This window comes from Streptomyces sp. NPDC088733 (assembly GCF_044751185.1).
Taxonomy (GTDB): Bacteria; Actinomycetota; Actinomycetes; order Streptomycetales; family Streptomycetaceae; genus Actinacidiphila.
In genome coordinates this window covers 56234-74937 of sequence record NZ_JBIVLH010000015.1, presented here as the reverse complement: position 1 = coordinate 74937, position 18704 = coordinate 56234, and the positions used below count along the sequence as shown (strand labels likewise).

Here is an 18704-nt window from a genome sequence, read left to right as displayed (position 1 = left end):
CCGACGGCGGCGGCCTGACGTGGGGCTCGCGCCGGGCCACGCCGCGTTCCTGGAGACCGTGCTGCCCGTCTGCGAGCAGCTCGGCCTGGTGCTCGCCGGCGGTCACGCGGTGCACGCCCACGGGCTGCGCGGCGCCCCCTCCCGCCACCTGGACCTGGTGACCTTCAGCTCCACCTCCGTCGGGCGGATCGCCGCGGCGCTGGAGGGCGCGTGCACCGCGGCCGGGTACGAGGTCGCCGACCTGCCCCGCACCCCGCTGTCCGCGCAGTTCACCGCGGCGCTGCCGGGATCGCTCGCGTACACCGTGCACATCGCCAAGGAGCCGCTGTCGCACCCGCCGGTCCCGATCGGCCTGGGGCTGTCGCGGCCGGTTCCGGTCGTCGCCCTGGAGGACTGCGCCGCGCTGAAGGTGGCCGCGCTCGTCGACCGGGCCCAGCCCGGCGACCTCGTCGACGTCCGGGCCATGGCCGCGTGGTTCGCCCCCGGGGAGCTGCTGTCCATGGCGGTGCGCCGCGACGAGGACTTCGAGCCCGGCGCGCTCGCCGACCGCCTGGACAAACTGGTCGGGGCCGACGACCGCGCCTACGCCGCCCGCGGCCTGGAGGCCGCAGAGGTCGCCGAACTCAAGCGCTGGGCCTTCGCCTGGGCCCAGGACATCCGGCTCGACCTCATGGAGGGCATGGAGCGGCCCGACGATCTGTACGACATGTAAAGCGAACGCCGCGGTCGCCGACACCTTGGTGCTTGGAACCGCCTCCCGCACTGGTGAGACTGGCAGCGAAGGACGTGCGGGACGACAGGGAGAACAGCCGTGACCGACAAGCACATCACGCACTGGATCGCCGGGCAGGCGTGGGCCGGTACCGCGGAGCGCCACGGCGACGTGTACGACCCGGCGACCGGCGCCGTCACCGGGCGGGTGGACTTCGCGGCGATCGCCGAGGTCGACCAGGCCGTCGGCGCGGCCGCCGCCGCGTTCAAGGAGTGGCGCAACGCCTCCGTCGCCAAGCGCACCGCGGTGCTCTTCGCCTTCCGGGAGCTGCTGAACGCCCAGCGCGACGAGCTGGCCGCGATCATTGTCTCCGAGCACGGCAAGGTGCACTCCGACGCCCTGGGCGAGATCGCCCGCGGCATCGAGGTCGTCGAGTACGCCTGCGGCATCCCGCAGTTGATCAAGGGCGGCTTCACCGAGCAGGCCTCGACCGGCATCGACGTCTACTCCATCCGCCAGCCGCTCGGCCCGGTCGCGATCATCTCGCCGTTCAACTTCCCGGCCATGGTGCCGATGTGGTTCTTCCCGATCGCCATCGCCGCGGGCAACACCGTCGTCGTCAAGCCCTCCGAGAAGGACCCCTCCGCCGCCAACTTCCTCGCGGAGCTGTGGAAGCGGGCCGGGCTGCCCGACGGCGTCTTCAACGTCGTGCACGGTGACAAGGTCGCCGTCGACCGCCTCCTGGAGCACCCGGACATCAAGTCCGTCTCGTTCGTCGGCTCCACCCCGATCGCCCGCTACGTCTACGAGACCGGCACCCGCTACGGGAAGCGGGTCCAGGCACTCGGCGGCGCCAAGAACCACATGCTGGTGCTGCCCGACGCCGACCTGGACCTGGCCGCCGACGCCGCCGTCAACGCCGGTTTCGGCGCGGCCGGCGAGCGCTGCATGGCCGTCTCCGTCCTGGTCGCGGTCGACCCCGTCGGCGACGAGCTGGTCGGGAAGATCAAGGAGCGGATGGCCGGCCTCACCGTCGGCCCCGGCTGCAGCGCCACGTCCGAGATGGGCCCCCTGGTCACCGGCGCGCACCGCGACAAGGTGACGTCCTACCTCGACGCGGGCCTCGCCGACGGCGCGACCCTCGCCGTCGACGGCCGCGAGCACGCCGTCACCGGCGACGCCACCGAGGGCGGCTTCTGGCTCGGCCCGACCCTCTTCGACGACGTCAAGCCCGGCATGTCGGTCTACAACGACGAGATCTTCGGCCCGGTCCTGTCCGTGGTCCGGGTGGGCTCCTACGACGAGGGCCTGGAGCTGATCAACTCCAACCCGTACGGCAACGGCACGGCCATCTTCACCAACGACGGGGGTGCGGCGCGCCGCTTCCAGCACGAGGTCGAGGTCGGCATGGTCGGCATCAACGTGCCGATCCCGGTGCCGGTGGCGTACTACTCCTTCGGCGGCTGGAAGGCCTCGCTCTTCGGCGACACCCACGCCTACGGCCCCGACGGCGTCCACTTCTTCACCCGCGGCAAGGCCGTCACCCAGCGGTGGCTCGACCCGAGCCACGGCGGCATCAACCTCGGTTTCCCGACCAACAACTGACCGCGAGGGCGGCGCCCGCCAGCAGGGCGCCGCACAGCAGCCAGCTCCCCACGACGTCGAGCGGCCAGTGGTAGCCGCACCGGACGAGGAAGACCCCCACCGCGGCGTTCAGCAGCACGGCGGCCGCGCCCAGCAGCCGCCGTGCCGCCGTGCGTACGACGAGGTGCGCCAGCAGCAGCGCCGCGCCCCCGTACGCGACGGCGGCGGTGGCGGCATGGCCGGAGGGGTAGAGCCCCGGGTAGCCGGGGGAGAGCGTCAGCGAACCGGGACCCGCCCGGCCGATCAGCGGCTTGAGCAGGCTCACCAGCAGGGGGACCGCGGCCGTCGCCGCGGCGTAGGCGAGCGCCGGCAGCCACCAGCGGGGCCTTCCGGCCCGCCGTAGCCGCCAGGTGGTCCAGACCATTGCTGCCATCAGTGCCGGCACGGCGATCTGCGCGTTGCCCAGGTCGGCGAAGAACTGCGCGACGGGCGAACCGGCCCCGGCCGGGTGCGCGGCGGGACCTGCGAGCGCGCCGCGAAGGGGACCGTCCCACGCCAGCAGGCGCCCATGAACCGCTTCCTGCCAGGTCAGCAGTCCGAAGAGCGCCGTGCACACGACGATCAGCAGAGAAGTTGGCCGCCCCGGAACAGGGGGGAGAGTTCCGGGGCGGCCAGAACGATCGCCGTGCCGCCCGCCCCGGGGGGTTTGGGACAAGCGGCCGACCGATCGGCGAGGATTGCCGGAGCCTGCGGCTTCGGCGGTGTGCGCGAGGGCACAGCTGCACCGGTGATGGGGAGTCACCGGCAAAGTGTCGCCCGCGGACTTCCGCAGACGGGGTGTTTCTTCCATCTGCGGAAACCGTACGTCACGGGCGGAGGGCCGGACAGGGGTTGCACCCTCCCGCCATCAGGCCCGCACACCTTCTTCACTGCGGGTGCCGGGGGTTCCCCAGCACCAGGGAAATACCTGGTCACAGGCGGGTGAACGCGCTCTCGATGATGTCCAGACCCTCGTTCAGCAGGTCCTCGCCGATCACCAGCGGCGGCAGGAAGCGCAGCACGTTGCCGTAGGTGCCACAGGTCAGGACCACCAGGCCCTCCGCGTGGCAGGCCTTCGCCAGGGCGGCCGTGGCGGCCGCGTTCGGGTTCTTGCTCCCGGGCTCCACCAGCTCCACCGCGATCATGGCGCCGCGGCCGCGGACCTCGCCGATGACGTCGAACTTCTCCTGCATACCGCGCAGCCGGCCCAGCATGATCTCGCCGATGCGGCGGGCCCTGGTGTTGAGGTCCAGCTCCTTCATTGTCTCGATGGCCCCCAGCGCGGCCGCGCAGGCCACCGGGTTGCCGCCGTAGGTGCCGCCGAGACCGCCCGAGTGCGCGGCGTCCATGATCTCCGCGCGGCCCGTCACGGCAGCCAGCGGCAGACCGCCGGCGATGCCCTTGGCCGTGGTGATCAGGTCCGGGACGATGCCCTCGTCCTCGCAGGCGAACCACTGGCCGGTGCGGCAGAAACCGGTCTGGATCTCGTCCGCGACGAAGACGATGCCGTTCTCGCGCGCGAACTCCACGATCTTCGGCAGGAAGCCCTTGGCCGGCTCGATGAAGCCGCCCTCGCCCGCGATCGGCTCGATCACGATCGCGGCCACGTTCTCCGGGCCGACCTGCTTGGTGATCATGTCGATCGCCTGGGCGGCCGCCTCCTCCGCGCAGTTCTCCGCACCCGTCAGCCAGCGGAAGGGGTAGGCCAGCGGCACCCGGTAGACCTCGGGCGCGAAGGGGCCGAACGAGTGCTTGTACGGCATGTTCTTCGCCGTCAGCGCCATCGTCAGGTTGGTGCGGCCGTGGTAGCCGTGGTCGAAGACCACGACGGCCTGGCGCCCGGTGTACGCGCGGGCGATCTTCACCGCGTTCTCGACCGCCTCGGCACCGGAGTTGAACAGCGCCGTGCGCTTCTCGTGGTCGCCCGGCGTCAGCTCGTTGAGGGCCTCGGCGACCTCCACGTAGCCCTCGTACGGCGTCACCATGAAGCAGGTGTGCGTGAAGTCGGCGAGCTGCGCCGAGGCACGGCGCACGACCGCCTCCGCGCTGTTGCCGACCGAGGTCACCGCGATACCGGAACCGAAGTCGATCAGCGAGTTGCCGTCCACGTCCTCCAGCACGGCGCCGCCGGCCCGGGTGACGAAGACGGGCAGGGTCACACCGACGCCGTTCGCGACCGCAGCAGCCTTGCGCGCCAGCAGCTCCTGCGACTTGGGGCCGGGGATCGGGGTGACGAGGCGGCGCTCCTGGGCCAGATCGGTCATGGCGGGCGTTCTCCTTCGAACCGGTGTCCTTTCCCGCAGGCTAAGCCCGTACGGCGGTACCCCGCACACGCCGCGGGGGCGCACTCTACGAACTCTCTTCGACGTGACGGACATGAGCGTGCCAAGATCCTTCGGACCCGGGTGGCCGCTCGACTACATTGAGTGCGGACCTGCGAGGGGTGGCACACGCGATGGACATCGACGGTACGCACGGGAGGCCTGCGGCGCCTCCGCCCGGCGGTACGGGCCCGGGCACACCGCCCGTTCCGGGCGCCCGGCCGGTGCCGGGCGTCCCACCCGTGCCCTCGGGACCGCCCCCGGTCCCCGGCGCACGGCCCGGACCCGGCGACCCCGGCGGCCGCGGTCCGGCCGGCGACAAGGGCCGCACCGGCACGCCCCCGCCGCCCACCGCCGCCCCCGGCGCCCGCCCGGTCACCGGCACCTGGCCCGCGCCCCCGGAGGGCGCCCCGCCCGCCGGCCCCGACGGCGCCGGGTTCATCGCCTGGCTGCGCGCGCCGCGCCCAGCCGCCGAGCCCGGCGTGTGGCGCCACGGCCACCGCGCGCGACCCGCGGACGATCCAGAGGCCGTGCCGGGCCGCCAGCTGATCAGCGGCGCCGTCATCGCCTTCCTCGGCGGCTGGCTGCTGTGGTCGCTGCTGTGGAACGGCTACCTCGGCAGCTACTGGCTCTGGCCCCTGCTCGCCGTCACCCCCGACTCCTGGCGCCAGGCCGGCGGCAACCAGACCGCCTACGCCTATGCCTCGTACCTGTACTACGCGCTCGTCGGCGGGGCCCTGCTGGTCTTCTTCGCCCGGCTCGGCCGCTGGCCCGAGATGTGGCGCCGCTACATCTCCGCCCCGCTCCGGCGGGCCCGCGAGGAGGACCCGGCCGCCTCCGCCCGCCCGCCCGCCGACCCGCGGCAGGACCCGGCCGAATTCCCCGCGCTGCGCGACGGCGGCGCGGCCGACGCCGCGGACCGGCTCGCCGGCGACGCGCGCGCCGGGCGCATGAACGACGTCGACTTCGCGCGGCTCACCCGCGCCTGGCAGTCGGTACGCTCCGAGCCCGGCCGGCTCCCCGCCTTCACCGACACCGTGCTCCGCTACGGCGCCGCCGCCTGCGCCCACCCCAGCGGCGCCCGCGACCTGCCGGTGCGCGCCGCCGCGCACGACCTGTCCGCCGGACAGGTCCGCATCGGCACCGCCTCCGAGGACGAACGCAACCCCCGCAGCCACCGCGGCGCCGGCTTCGCCCTCGACACCTCCGTCCTCGGCACCTCCCTGCTCGCCGTGGGCCCGCCCGGCTCGGGCAAGACCGTCCGCATCGTGCGGCCGGTCCTGGAGTTCCTGTGCCTCCAGGCCCTCGCCGGGCGGGCGGCGGTCGTCGCCGTCGGCACGGACGGGGCACGGCTCGCCCCCGACGAGTCCTTCGACGTCGTCGTCAAGATCGGCCGCCCCGACTCCGCGTACGACCTCGACCTGTACGGCGGCGCCGGCGACCCCGACGAAGCCGCCGGCTTCCTCGCCGAAGCCCTCGTCGGCGACCTCGCCGCCGCCCTCCCCGGCGGCGACAGCCGGCGCGCCGCCACGGCCCTGGCCCAACTGCTCGGGCCCTTCCACGCCGGCCACGGCCGCTTCCCCTCCGTCCCCGAACTGCGCGAACTCCTCGACGGCACGCCCGCGGCCCTGGCCGCGCTCCGCGCCGCCCTCCAGGAGCGCGGCCCCGCCGCCCAGGCCCAGCTGCGCGAACTCGACGCCCGCGAGCGCCAGTCCGCCCGCCCCGGCGACGCGGGGCCCCTGCTCGCCGACCGCATCGCGCTCCTGGACCGTCCCGCGTTCGCCGGCTTCTTCGACACCACCGGCGGCAGCCACCCCTTCTCCCTGCGCGGCCTCGAACACCCCCTCCGGGTCCGCATCGACCTCCCCGAACGCGGCCACGCCGAGGTCTCCCGCATCCTCGCGCGGCTCGTCCTCGCCCAGTTCGCGGAGTGCGCCGTGGCCCGGCAGGACCGTTCCCTCTTCGCCTGCCTCGTCCTCGACGACGCGTCCCACACGGTCACCGCGGAATCGGTGCGCGGCCTCCAGCGGATGCGCTCCGCGAACGCCGGGGCCGTCCTCACCCTCCGCACCCTCGACGACGTCCCCGAGCCCCTGCGCGCCGCCCTCCTCGGCGCGGTGGGCTGCCGGGCCGCGCTCTCCGGCGTCACCGCCTGGGACGGGGCCCGCTTCGCGGAGGTCTGGGGCAAGGAGTGGGTGGACGTCCAGGACGTCACGAACCGCCAGATCATCGCGGACGAGCCGCTCACGCGTGTGCTGCACACGGTGCGGCGGCTTGTCACGGGGAAGGCGGTCACGGCGGAGTCCGTGACGGTGCGGAAGGTCGAGCGGGAGCGGTGGTCCGCGTCGGACCTGGCGCATGTGGTGCCTGCGGGGCATGCGGTGCTGTCGTTGACTGCCGTCAACGGTGAGCACGCACCCCCGGTCCTCGTCGACCTCCGGTCGTAGGCCTCTTTTTCCCCGCCCGCCCTCCCGTGTGCCCTGTGAAGTCAGGGCGCCCCGACGCCAGTTGTTGGGGGGCCGGGTGCGGGGCCTCCGGGGCTGCCATTCTGGACAGCACATTTAGGTGCCTCAGGTACCCGGCTTGATCGCTCCGGGTTGTGCACCCAAATATGCTCCACAGTCCAGAACGCCACCCCTACGACCCCGCCCCCTCCGTGAGCTCTCGCGCCTGATCCCCGGTGGGTGGTCAGAGACGGCACCGTGCTCGGGCACCCGTTGGCGCAGAGCTGTCCGAGTGCGCAGCCGTCACCGCCTACAGCACCCCCACCGGCCGTCAGTCGCTCCAACGAGCCCGGGAGGGGGTGCGCCGGGGTCCGCCCGCAGGCGACGAGCGGAGACCGCGGTACACGACTTGCAGGGGTAACCCGCGAGCCCCGAGGACGGGCGCCGGAGCGGCGCCGACCCCACAACGCACGCGGCGCAGGGCCCGCACTTATCGTGCCGGGCAATCGGGCGGGAGGGCGGGGGAAAAACCCTGGCGGCGCCGCAGGTATACGGTGAGGCAGAATCGGATGAGACCGTACTCCACGATGGAGAAAAAGCCCGTGCCCCCCACCCTCACCTCCCTCCTCCGGAACCCCACCCTGAGGCTGACCGTCCTCGCCGCAGGCGAGCACGTGGACGAGGCAACGGTCCGCTGGGTGCACACCAGCGAGCTGGACGACCCCGCGCCGTACCTGGAGGGCGGGGAACTGCTGCTGACGACGGGCCTGAAGCTGGACATGGGGTCGCCCGACGCCCTCGCGGCGTACGTGGGGCGCCTGGCGCGGGCCGGCGTCGTGGGGCTGGGCTTCGGCGTGGGGCTGAGTCACGACACCGTGCCGGAGGCCCTCGTGGAGGCGGCGGAGGCGCACGGGCTGCCGCTGCTGGAGGTGCCGCGCAAGACGCCGTTCATCGCGATCAGCAAGGCCGTGTCGGCGGCGATAGCCGCGGACCAGTACAAGGCGGTGACGGCGGGTTTCGAGGCGCAGCGCGAGCTGACCCGGGCCGCACTGGCGCCGGACGGGACGACCGCGCTGCTGGCCCGGTTGGCGGCGCATCTGGACGGCTGGGCGGCGCTGTACGACGCGTCCGGCGCGGTGGTGGCCGCCGCCCCGGACTGGGCGGGACGGCGTGCCGCACGGCTGGCCGGGGAGGTGGACCGGCTGCGGGGCAAGCCGGCGCCGGCGAGCGCGGCCGTGGCGGGCCCGGCGGGCACGGAGGACCGGGTGCAGTTGCAGTCGCTGGGCACGGGCCGGCGCCCGCGCGGCTTCCTCGCCGTGGGGACGGAGGAGCGCCTGGACACCTCCGCCCGCTGGATCGTGCACGCGGCCGTGGCCCTGCTGACGCTCTCCCTGGAGCAGTCCCGCACGTTGCAGGACACCGAGCAGCGGCTCGGCGGCGCGCTGCTGCGGATGCTGCTCGTGGGGGAGGCCGAGCACGCCCGCACGGTGGCGGGGCGGCTGTACGGCGGGCTGCTGGAGGCGCCCGTGCGCGTGCTGGTGGCCGAGCCCGCGGAGTCCGCGGCCGAGGCGGTGGGCCTGCTGGCCGAGCGGGTGGAGGCGGCGGCGCTGCGCGCGGCGGAGCCGGTGCTCGCGGTGCGCGAGGGCAACCGGCTGACGGTCCTGGCCTCGGCCGGGGGCGCGGTGCTCGCCGCGTGCCTGGCGGCGCTCGACAGCGACGACGACCTGGTGGCGGGGCTGTCCGCAGCGGTCGGCTCCGCCGCCGTCCCGGCCGCCCACGAGCAGGCGGAGCGCGCGCTGGCGGTCGCGCGACGCCGCGGCGCCGGCCTGGTCGAGCACGACGAGGTGGGTTCCGGCTCGGTGCTGCCGCTGCTGAGCGAGGACGCCGTGCGGGCGTTCTCCGACGGGCTGCTGCGCCCGCTGCGGGAGCACGACGCCACCGCCCGCGGCGATCTCGTCGCCTCGCTCCAGGCGTGGCTGTCGCGGCACGGCCAGTGGGACGCGGCCGCGGCCGAGCTGGGGGTGCACCGGCACACGCTGCGCTACCGCATGCGGCGCGTGGAGGAGATCCTGGGCCGCTCGCTGGACGACCCGGACGTGCGGATGGAGTTGTGGCTGGCCCTGAAGGCGGCCGGCCGCTGACGGCATCTGCCGAAACGGCGCATCGGTGCGGGGCCGTGCTCCGCTGTGGACAAGCCCGTCCGGGTGCCGCCCGTCCTACGGTGTCCGCATGAGCACCTCCACCGCCTTCTGGCTCGCCGGCCGCCCGGTCACCGGCGAGGACAGCTTCGATGTCGTGAACCCGTACGACGGCAGCGTCGTGGCCTCGGTCGCCGTGCCGACCGAGGAGCAGGTCGAGGAGGCGGTCGCGGCCGCCAAGGCCGTCGAGGCCGAGTTCGCCGCCACCCCCGCGCATGTGCGCGCCGCCGCCCTGGACCATGTGTCCAAGCGGCTGGCCGAGCGCACCGAGGAGATCGCGCGCCTGATCACCGCCGAGAACGGCAAGCCGATCAAGTGGGCGCGCGGCGAGGTCGGCCGTGCCGTCTCGGTGTTCCGCTGGGCGGCGGAGGAGGCTCGCCGCTTCAACAGCGGTGAGGCGCAGCGCCTGGACACCGACGCAGGCGGCGTGGGCCGTCTCGCGCTGACCCGCCGCTTCCCGCGCGGCAGCGTGCTCGGCATAGCGCCCTTCAACTTCCCGCTCAACCTGGTGGCGCACAAGGTGGCCCCGGCGATCGCCGTCGGCACCCCGATCGTCCTCAAGCCGGCGCCGTCCACCCCGCTCTCGGCCCTCGTCCTGGGCGAGATCCTGGCCGAGACCGGCCTGCCGGCCGGTTCCTGGAGCGTGCTGACGGTCCCCAACGACCGGATGCCCGCGCTGGTGCAGGACACGCGCCTGCCCGTCGTCTCCTTCACCGGCTCGGACCGGGTCGGCTACCAGATCATGGACTCGGTGCCGCGCAAGCACATCACCTTGGAGCTGGGCGGCAACGCCGCCGCGGTCGTCCTCGCGGACTGGTCGTCCGAGGAGGACCTGGAGTGGGCCGCGAACCGCATCGCGACCTTCGCCAACTACCAGGGCGGCCAGTCCTGCATCTCCGTGCAGCGGGTCGTCGCGGACACGGCGGTCTACGACCGGCTGGCGGAGAAGGTCGTGGCCAAGGTCCGGGCGCAGGTCACCGGTGACCCGTCGGACGAGGCGACCGACGTCGGCCCGCTGGTCGACGAGAACGCCGCCCGGCGTGTCGAGTCCTGGGTCGAGGACGCCGTGGCCAAGGGCGCGAAGCTGCTGACCGGCGGGGTGCGCGACGCCGCCGCGTACGAGCCGACCGTGCTGGCCGACCTGCCGGCCGACGCGATCATCGCCACCGAGGAGGTCTTCGGCCCGGTGCTGTCGCTGCACAGGGTCGACGGCGCCGACGAGGCGTTCGCCGTCGTCAACGACTCCAAGTTCGGCCTGCAGAGCGGTGTCTTCACGCACGACCTGCAGACGGCGTTCCGCGCCCACCGGGAGCTGGAGGTCGGCGGGGTCGTCATCGGCGACGCGCCCTCCTACCGCGCCGACCAGATGCCCTACGGCGGCGTCAAGGACTCCGGCGTCGGCCGTGAGGGCGTCAAGTACGCGATGGAGGACTACACCTACGAGCGCGTCCTCGTGCTGACCGGGCTCGCCCTGTAGACCACCCTTCTCCAGCGGCCGGGGCGCATGTGCGGTGCGCCCCGGCCGCGTTGTCCCCACCCGACGCTCCGTGAAGCGCTGGCCCCTGGCGTCCGCCCGGCGCGGCGGTCCGGGCGTTCACCCGGGTGGAGCCGGACGCCGCGGCGAATCCCGCCGGGCCGCTTCCGGTGCCCCGTGTCCTCCCGGCCGTCAGCCGCGCGTGAGCCCGGCCCGCGGCGTCCCGTACGGGTTCCCGGCCGTGTCCGCGCCGCCGGCCCGGGATGCGAAGAGCACACCGCGGAAACCCTCCTGACGTCGCATCACCCGCCACCGGCGCCCCGCAGGCCCGGCCCGCCGCGGCACCCCCTCCGGGCCGCCGGGACGTGCGCGCCCGCCCCGCTCCCCGCGTCGCCGGGAGGGGGCACCGGGCACCGCGGACCCGGCCGGCGGCGCGCGAGGGCTGGTGACCATGCCGGAACCGGGGTACTAACGAACACGTAGCACCGGTCGGTAACGACACGAGGTGATGCCCCCATGTCCGCAAGTTCAGCCCGCCCCACCGTCTCGGAACGCGAAGCACGCCAGGTCGCCGAGGCGGCCCGCGAACAGGAATGGCGCAAGCCCAGCTTCGCCAAGGAACTGTTCCTGGGCCGCTTCCGGCTCGACCTGATCCACCCCCACCCCACCCCGTCGACCGAACAGGTCCAGCGTGGCGAGGAGTTCCTGGCCAAGCTCCGCGACTTCGTCGAGACGAAGGTGGACGGCGCGCTGATCGAACGCGAGGCGCGCATCCCCGACGAGGTCATCACCGGGCTCAAGGAGCTCGGCGCCCTCGGCATGAAGATCGACCCCAAGTACGGCGGTCTCGGTCTCACACAGGTCTACTACAACAAGGCGCTGGCCCTGGTCGGGTCCGCCAGCCCCGCCGTCGGTGTGCTGCTCTCCGCGCACCAGTCGATCGGCGTGCCCCAGCCGCTGAAGATGTTCGGCACCCCGGAGCAGAAGGAGCGGTTCCTGCCGCGCTGCGCCCGCACCGACATCTCCGCCTTCCTGCTCACCGAGCCCGATGTGGGCTCCGACCCGGCGCGCCTGGCCACCACGGCCGTCCCGGACGGGGACTCGTACATCCTCGACGGCGTCAAGCTGTGGACGACCAACGGTGTCGTGGCCGATCTGCTGGTCGTCATGGCCCGGGTGCCGAGGAGCGAGGGCCACAAGGGCGGCATCACCGCCTTTGTGGTCGAGGCCGGCTCGGAGGGCATCACCGTCGAGAACCGCAACTCCTTCATGGGGCTGCGCGGTATCGAGAACGGTGTCACCCGCTTCCACCGGGTGAGGGTCCCCGCCGAGAACCGCATCGGCCCCGAGGGCTCGGGTCTGAAGATCGCCCTGACCACCCTCAACACCGGCCGCCTGTCGCTGCCCGCGTCCTGCGTCGCGGCCGGCAAGTGGTGCCTGAAGGTCGCCCGCGAGTGGTCGGTGGCCCGTGAGCAGTGGGGCAAGCCGATCGCCGAGCACGAGGCCGTCGGATCGAAGATCGCCTTCATCGCGGCGACGACGTTCGCCCTCGAGGCCGTCATGGAGCTGTCCAGCCAGATGGCCGACGAGAACCGCAACGACATCCGCATCGAGGGCGCGCTCGCCAAGCTCTTCGCGTCCGAGATGGGCTGGGTGATGGCCGACGAGCTCGTCCAGATCCGCGGCGGCCGCGGCTTCGAGACCGCGGAGTCGCTGGCGGCGCGCGGCGAACGCGCTGTGCCCGCGGAGCAGTTGCTGCGCGACCTGCGCATCAACCGGATCTTCGAGGGTTCGACGGAGATCATGCACCTGCTGATCGCCCGCGAGGCCGTCGACGCCCACCTGTCGGTGGCCGGCGACCTCATCGACCCCGACAAGGCCCTCGGAGACAAGGCCAGGGCCGGCATGAAGGCCGGCGGCTTCTACGCCCGCTGGCTGCCGAAGCTGGTCGCCGGTCCCGGTCAACTGCCCTCCGCCTACGGCACCTTCCACCCCTCGGGCCATCCGGACCTCGCGGCGCACCTGCGCTACGTGGAGCGCAGCGCGCGCAAGCTCGCCCGCTCGACCTTCTACGCGATGTCCCGCTGGCAGGGCCGTATGGAGACCAAGCAGGGCTTCCTCGGCCGTGTGGTCGACATCGGCGCCGAGCTGTTCGCGATGAGCGCCGCCTGCGTCCGCGCCGAGATGCTGCGCACCCGCGGCGAGAACGGACGCGAGGCCTACCAGCTCGCCGACGCCTTCTGCCGCCAGTCGCGGCTGCGGGTGGAGGAGCTGTTCGGCCGCCTGTGGGCCAATACCGACACCATCGACCGCAAGGTGGTCCGCGGCGTCCTCGGCGGCGCGTACACCTGGCTCGAATCCGGCATCGTCGACCCCTCGGGCGACGGACCGTGGATCGCCGCCACCGACCCCGGACCCTCCGGCAAGGAGAACGTCCACCGGCCGATCCGCTGAACGGCAGGCCGCGGCCGAGGGCACCGCTTCCCGGAGGCGGTGCCCTCGGCCTGCCGCCGACCGGACACAATGGGGGGATGACCGACTCTCTCGCCGACCCGCACCTGCGGCCGACCGGACCGGACACGGGCAGCGCCGCCCACGACGGCCCGCGCGACATCGTGATCCTCGGCTCGACCGGCTCGATCGGCACCCAGGCCATCGACGTCGTCCTGCGCAACCCCGACCGCTTCCGGGTGGTCGCCCTGTCCGCCGCCGGCGGCCGGGTCGGGCTGCTCGCCGACCAGGCCCTGCAGCTGGGCGTCGAGGCCGTCGCCGTCGCCGACGAGAAGGCCGAGGGCCCGCTCCGCGAGGCCCTGGCCGAGCGGTACGGGAGCGAGCCGCTGCCCGAGGTGCTCGTCGGCCCGGACGCGGCGACCGAGCTGGCCGGGCGGCCCTGCCACTCGGTGCTGAACGGCATCACCGGCTCGATCGGGCTGCGCCCGACGCTGGCCGCCCTGGAGGCGGGCCGGATCCTGATCCTCGCCAACAAGGAGTCGCTGATCGTCGGCGGCCCCCTGGTGAAGGCCGTGGCCGCGCCCGGTCAGATCGTGCCCGTGGACTCCGAGCACTCCGCGCTCTTCCAGGCCCTCATGGGCGGCGCCCGCTCCGAGGTCCGCAAGCTCGTCGTCACCGCCTCCGGCGGCCCCTTCCGCGGGCGGACGAGGGAGGAACTGGCCGGGGTCACCCCGCGGCAGGCGCTGGCCCACCCCACGTGGGACATGGGACCGGTGGTGACCATCAACTCCGCCACCCTGGTCAACAAGGGCCTGGAAGTCATCGAGGCCCACCTGCTCTTCGACATTCCCTTCGACCGCATTGAGGTCGTCGTCCACCCGCAGTCGTATGTCCACTCGATGGTGGAGTTCACGGACGGTTCGACCCTGGCCCAGGCCAGCCCGCCGGACATGCGGATGCCGATCTCGCTGGGGCTGGGCTGGCCCGAGCGCGTGCCCGGCGCCGCGCCGGGGTGCGACTGGACGAAGGCGGCCACCTGGACCTTCTTCCCGCTCGACGACGAGGCGTTCCCGGCGGTGGCGCTCGCGCGCCACGTCGGTACCCTCGGCGGTACCGCGCCCGCGGTGTTCAACGCGGCCAACGAGGAGTGCGTGGCCGCGTTCCTCGCGGGTTCGCTGCCCTTCACCGGCATCGTGGACACTGTCGCGCGGGTGGTGGAGGAGCACGGCACCCCCACGGCGGGAACTTCTCTCACCGTCGAGGACGTCCTCGAGGCGGAGAGCTGGGCACGGTCCCGTGCCCGGGAACTGGCAGCGGAACAAGCGGAGCAGGCGACTACGGAGGCGGCACGCGTATGACGGCACTCATGTGGGTCCTGGGGCTCGCGGTGTTTTTCGTGGGCCTGCTGTTCTCCATCGCCTGGCACGAACTCGGCCACCTCTCCACCGCCAAGCTCTTCAAGATCCGCGTGCCCCAGTACATGGTCGGCTTCGGGCCGACCATCTGGTCCCGGCACAAGGGCGAGACCGAGTACGGCGTCAAGGCCGTCCCGCTCGGCGGCTACATCCGCATGATCGGCATGTTCCCGCCCGGCGACGACGGCCGGGTCACCGCCCGCTCCACCTCGCCGTTCCGGGGCATGATCGAGGACGCGCGCTCGGCCGCCTACGAGGAGCTGCAGCCCGGCGACGAGACCCGGATGTTCTACACGCGCAAGCCGTGGAAGCGCGTGATCGTGATGTTCGCCGGGCCCTTCATGAACCTGATCCTGGCGTTCGGGCTCTTCCTGATGCTCTTCATGGTCTTCGGTTTCCAGACGCAGACCACGACGGTCGGCTCGGTCTCCGACTGCGTCATCCCCGCCTCCGACACCAAGGCCCTGGACTCCAAGGACCCCTGCGCCCAGGGCTCGTACCCGGCGGCGCCCGCCAAGGCGGCCGGACTGCAGAAGCGCGACCGGATCGTGGCGCTCAACGGCGTCAAGGTCGACGACACCCAGTGGTCGCTGCTCCAGCAGCAGATCCGCAAGACCATCGGCCCCGCCACCATCACCGTGCTGCGCGACGGGAAGACCGTCGACCTGCACGCGAACCTGATCGCCAACAAGGTCGTCAAGACCGACAGCGACGGCCTCGTTGTCAAGGGCAAGTACGTCCAGGCCGGTTTCCTCGGCTTCACGCCCGCCACCGGCGTCGTGCGGCTGGGCTTCGGCCAGTCGGTCGACCACATGGCCACCACGGCGGAGGAGGGCGTCCGGTCGCTCGGCGCGCTCCCCGGCAAGATCCCCGCCCTGTGGAACTCGGTCTTCAACGGCGCCGAACGCCAGCCCGACTCCCCGGTCGGCATGATCGGCGCGGCCCGTCTGGGCGGCGACGTCTTCTCCCTGCCGCTGCCGGCCACGCAGAAGATCGCCCTGATGGTGAACCTGCTCGCCGGGGTCAACCTGGCCCTGTTCCTGTTCAACATGCTGCCGCTGCTCCCGCTGGACGGCGGCCACATCGCGGGCGCCCTGTGGGAGTCCCTGCGGCGCAACCTCGCCCGTGTCTTCCGGCGCCCCGACCCGGGCCCGTTCGACGTGGCGAAGCTGATGCCGGTCGCCTACGTGATCGCGGGCGTCTTCATCTGCTTCACGGCCCTGGTCATGGCCGCGGATCTCATCAATCCGGTGCGTTTGACCTAGCGCGATGTCCTCGGCATGGGTGGGGTGACGTAGTCTCGTTCAACGGAGCCCGCCCATGCCGCCGGGACCTCGATCCGCGTACTTTGGGGATGCCACGCACATGACCGCGATTTCGCTCGGGATGCCGTCCGTTCCGATCAAGCTCGCCGACCGCCGCAAGAGCCGCCAGATCCAGGTCGGATCCGTGGCCGTCGGCGGCGACGCACCGGTCTCCGTCCAGTCCATGACCACCACCGTCACCGCGGACATCGGCGCGACGCTGCAGCAGATCGCCGAGCTCACCGCCTCCGGCTGCCAGATCGTGCGGGTCGCCTGCCCTTCGCAGGACGACGCGGACGCCCTCGCCACCATCGCCAAGAAGTCGCAGATCCCGGTGATCGCCGACATCCACTTCCAGCCGAAGTACGTGTTCGCGGCGATCGACGCGGGCTGCGCGGCGGTGCGGGTGAACCCGGGCAACATCCGGCAGTTCGACGACAAGGTGAAGGAGATCGCGAAGGCGGCCTCCGACGCCGGTACGCCGATCCGGATCGGGGTGAACGCCGGGTCTTTGGACCGGCGTCTGCTGGAGAAGTACGGCAAGGCGACGCCCGAGGCGCTGGTGGAGTCGGCGCTGTGGGAGTGCTCGCTGTTCGAGGAGCACGGGTTCCGGGACATCAAGATCTCGGTGAAGCACAACGACCCGGTGGTGATGGTCAACGCCTACCGTCAGCTGGCGGCGCAGTGCGACTACCCGCTGCACCTGGGTGTGACCGAGGCGGGTCCGGCGTTCCAGGGCACGATCAAGTCGGCGGTGGCGTTCGGCGCGCTGCTGAGCGAGGGTATCGGGGACACGATCCGGGTGTCGCTGTCGGCCCCTCCGGCGGAGGAGGTCAAGGTCGGCATCCAGATCCTGGAGTCGCTGAACCTGCGGCAGCGGCGGCTGGAGATCGTCTCGTGCCCGTCGTGCGGTCGTGCGCAGGTGGATGTGTACAAGCTGGCCGATCAGGTGACGGCGGGTCTGGAGGGCATGGAGGTCCCGCTGCGGGTCGCGGTGATGGGCTGTGTCGTCAACGGTCCGGGTGAGGCGCGCGAGGCGGACCTGGGGGTGGCCTCGGGCAACGGCAAGGGGCAGATCTTCGTGAAGGGCGAGGTCATCAAGACCGTGCCGGAGTCGAAGATCGTGGAGACCCTCATCGAGGAGGCCATGAAGCTCGCCGAGCAGATGGAGGCCGACGGCATCACCTCCGGCGAGCCCTCCGTCTCCGTCAGCTGACCCCCGCGCACACGCGTTCCGTCCCGCCCCTGTCGCCCCTCCCGGTCCGGGATCCGGGCGGCAGGGGCGGAACACGTCGCGGCGGGGTAAGGTTCTGGGACTTCCCCGACCACCGCTGCCCGTACGGTGAGGCGCCCACGTGTTGACGACCACGACGACCAAGGTTCTGGAACCCGGAGAACTCGACGCCGTACTCGCGGTGCTCGACCGGGACCCGGTGGCCAACGCCTTCGTCGCCTCCCGGGTCGCCGTCGCAGGGCTCGACCCCTGGCGGCTCGGCGGCGAGTTGTGGGGCTGGTACTTCGGCGGCCGGCTGGAGGCCCTGTGCTACGCGGGCGCCAACCTCGTCCCCATCTGCGCCGGACCCGAGGCCGTCCGCGCCTTCGCCGACCGGGCGCTGCGCTCCGGCCGCCGCTGCTCGTCCATCGTCGGCCCCGCCGAGTCCACCGGCGCGCTGTGGTCGCTGCTCGAACGGAGCTGGGGACCGGCCCGTGAGATCCGCGCCCACCAGCCGCTGATGGTCACCCGGGCCCTGCCCGCCGACGTCGAACCCGACCCCTACGTGCGCCGCGTACGGCGTGACGAGCTGGACGTGATCATGCCCGCGTGCGTGGCCATGTTCACCGAGGAGGTCGGCGTCTCCCCGCTCGCCGGCGACGGCGGGCTGATCTATCAGGCGCGGGTCGCCGAACTCGTCTCCACCGGGCGCTCGTTCGCCCGCATCGAGGACGGCAAGGTGGTCTTCAAGGCCGAGATCGGCGCCGTCACCCGGCACGCCTGCCAGATCCAGGGCGTCTGGGTCGACCCCGACCACCGCGGCCGGCGGCTCTCCGAGACCGGCATGGCGGCCGTGCTCCACTACGCGCTGCGCGACGTCGCGCCCGTGGCCAGCCTCTACGTCAACGACTTCAACGCGCCCGCCCGCGCCGCCTACCGGCGCGTCGGCTTCACCGAAGTCGGCGCGTTCATGAGCGTCCTGTTCTAGTAGTGTCCCCGCCCATGGATGACGTGGCGGTCGAGCCGATCGACCTGACGGCACGGGTGGACGAAGCACTGGCCGTCCAGGCGGTCGCCTTCGGGCTGGGCGCGGAGGAAGTCGCCATCCGCCGCCAGATCGTGCTGCGCCACCTCGGCTTCCCCGGGGTCCGCGCGCTCGGCGCCCTCACCCCCGACGGGCGGCTGGCCGGCTTCGTCTACGGCATGCCCAACCACCGCACGCACTGGTGGTCCACCGTCGTCGAGCCCTACCTGCGCCGCACCGGCACCGACGACTGGCTCGACGACTCCTTCACCATCACCGAACTGCACGTCCACCCCGACTTCCAGTGCCGCGGCATCGGGCGCGCCCTCATCACCGCGATCACCGACGCCGCCGTCCAGCCGCGCAGCATCCTGTCGGCCATCGACACCGAGAGCCGCGCCCGGCGCCTGTACCGCGCCCTCGGCTACACCGATCTCGCCCGCCCGGTGCACTTCCCCAGCGCGACGAGCCCGTACGCCGTCATGGGCGCTTGGCTGCCGCTCCTGAGGTAATCGGTTTCCGGGG

General features: G+C 72.8%; 13 protein-coding genes. 11 read left to right on the top strand and 2 right to left on the bottom strand.

Going from position 1 to position 18704, the window contains the following annotated elements; genetic code table 11:
• Positions 1-19 precede the first annotated feature (19 nt).
• On the top strand, positions 20-712 hold the full coding sequence (locus ACIP64_RS25990; protein ID WP_401591274.1) for a nucleotidyl transferase AbiEii/AbiGii toxin family protein: 693 nt from the start codon (positions 20-22) through the stop codon (positions 710-712).
• 99 nt (positions 713-811) lie between these two features.
• Positions 812-2317, top strand: coding sequence for a CoA-acylating methylmalonate-semialdehyde dehydrogenase (locus tag ACIP64_RS25985; protein WP_360911275.1), 1506 nt, complete (start codon positions 812-814; stop codon positions 2315-2317).
• Here the strand turns inward: ACIP64_RS25985 and ACIP64_RS25980 are convergent.
• Positions 2289-2912 carry a phosphatase PAP2 family protein gene (locus tag ACIP64_RS25980; RefSeq protein ID WP_401591271.1) on the bottom strand — a complete coding sequence of 208 codons (624 nt, stop codon included), beginning with the start codon at positions 2910-2912 and terminating at the stop codon, positions 2289-2291. The genes ACIP64_RS25985 and ACIP64_RS25980 overlap by 29 nt on opposite strands.
• Positions 2913-3267: 355 nt before the next feature.
• Positions 3268-4599, bottom strand: coding sequence for a 4-aminobutyrate--2-oxoglutarate transaminase (gene gabT, locus ACIP64_RS25975; RefSeq protein WP_401591268.1), 1332 nt, complete (start codon positions 4597-4599; stop codon positions 3268-3270).
• A 191-nt stretch (positions 4600-4790) separates the two neighbouring features.
• Between gabT and ACIP64_RS25970 the strand changes: the two genes are divergently transcribed.
• The 9 genes from ACIP64_RS25970 (at position 4791) to ACIP64_RS25930 (ending at position 18691) form a co-directional block, all read left to right on the top strand.
• Complete coding sequence (locus ACIP64_RS25970; RefSeq protein WP_401591265.1) at positions 4791-7103, top strand: ATP-binding protein; 2313 nt, start codon at positions 4791-4793, stop codon at positions 7101-7103.
• Between the two features lie 599 nt (positions 7104-7702).
• A complete protein-coding gene (locus ACIP64_RS25965; RefSeq protein ID WP_401591263.1) occupies positions 7703-9241 on the top strand; it encodes a PucR family transcriptional regulator in 1539 nt (512 codons plus the stop codon).
• Positions 9242-9329: 88 nt separating this feature from the next.
• Complete coding sequence (locus ACIP64_RS25960; RefSeq protein ID WP_401591260.1) at positions 9330-10775, top strand: aldehyde dehydrogenase family protein; 1446 nt, start codon at positions 9330-9332, stop codon at positions 10773-10775.
• A gap of 513 nt (positions 10776-11288) precedes the next feature.
• Positions 11289-13226, top strand: coding sequence for an acyl-CoA dehydrogenase family protein (locus tag ACIP64_RS25955; RefSeq protein ID WP_401591257.1), 1938 nt, complete (start codon positions 11289-11291; stop codon positions 13224-13226).
• A 77-nt stretch (positions 13227-13303) separates the two neighbouring features.
• Positions 13304-14581 carry a 1-deoxy-D-xylulose-5-phosphate reductoisomerase gene (gene dxr / locus ACIP64_RS25950; RefSeq protein WP_401591255.1) on the top strand — a complete coding sequence of 426 codons (1278 nt, stop codon included), beginning with the start codon at positions 13304-13306 and terminating at the stop codon, positions 14579-14581.
• A complete protein-coding gene (locus ACIP64_RS25945; protein ID WP_401591253.1) occupies positions 14578-15903 on the top strand; it encodes a M50 family metallopeptidase in 1326 nt (441 codons plus the stop codon). Before dxr ends, ACIP64_RS25945 begins: the two co-directional genes overlap by 4 nt.
• 100 nt (positions 15904-16003) lie before the next feature.
• A complete protein-coding gene (gene ispG / locus ACIP64_RS25940) occupies positions 16004-17158 on the top strand; it encodes a flavodoxin-dependent (E)-4-hydroxy-3-methylbut-2-enyl-diphosphate synthase (protein ID WP_401591251.1) in 1155 nt (384 codons plus the stop codon).
• Between the two features lie 139 nt (positions 17159-17297).
• Positions 17298-18143 (top strand): GNAT family N-acetyltransferase, encoded by an 846-nt coding sequence (locus tag ACIP64_RS25935; RefSeq protein ID WP_401591249.1) that lies wholly within the window; start codon positions 17298-17300, stop codon positions 18141-18143.
• A 14-nt stretch (positions 18144-18157) separates the two neighbouring features.
• The gene (locus ACIP64_RS25930) at positions 18158-18691 is read left to right on the top strand and encodes a GNAT family N-acetyltransferase (RefSeq protein WP_401591246.1); all 534 of its coding nucleotides are present in this window, start codon (positions 18158-18160) and stop codon (positions 18689-18691) included.
• Positions 18692-18704 lie beyond the last annotated feature (13 nt).

What these genes read in the sequence shown, in the direction of transcription:
- ACIP64_RS25930 (WP_401591246.1), top strand. Translation starts at nt 18,158, where the DNA reads ATGGATGACGTGGCGGTCGAGCCGATCGACCTGACGGCACGGGTGGAC.
- gabT (WP_401591268.1), bottom strand. Translation starts at nt 4,599, where the DNA reads ATGACCGATCTGGCCCAGGAGCGCCGCCTCGTCACCCCGATCCCCGGC.
- ACIP64_RS25945 (WP_401591253.1), top strand. Translation starts at nt 14,578, where the DNA reads ATGACGGCACTCATGTGGGTCCTGGGGCTCGCGGTGTTTTTCGTGGGC.
- ACIP64_RS25970 (WP_401591265.1), top strand. Translation starts at nt 4,791, where the DNA reads ATGGACATCGACGGTACGCACGGGAGGCCTGCGGCGCCTCCGCCCGGC.
- dxr (WP_401591255.1), top strand. Translation starts at nt 13,304, where the DNA reads ATGACCGACTCTCTCGCCGACCCGCACCTGCGGCCGACCGGACCGGAC.
- ACIP64_RS25955 (WP_401591257.1), top strand. Translation starts at nt 11,289, where the DNA reads ATGTCCGCAAGTTCAGCCCGCCCCACCGTCTCGGAACGCGAAGCACGC.
- ispG (WP_401591251.1), top strand. Translation starts at nt 16,004, where the DNA reads ATGACCGCGATTTCGCTCGGGATGCCGTCCGTTCCGATCAAGCTCGCC.
- ACIP64_RS25960 (WP_401591260.1), top strand. Translation starts at nt 9,330, where the DNA reads ATGAGCACCTCCACCGCCTTCTGGCTCGCCGGCCGCCCGGTCACCGGC.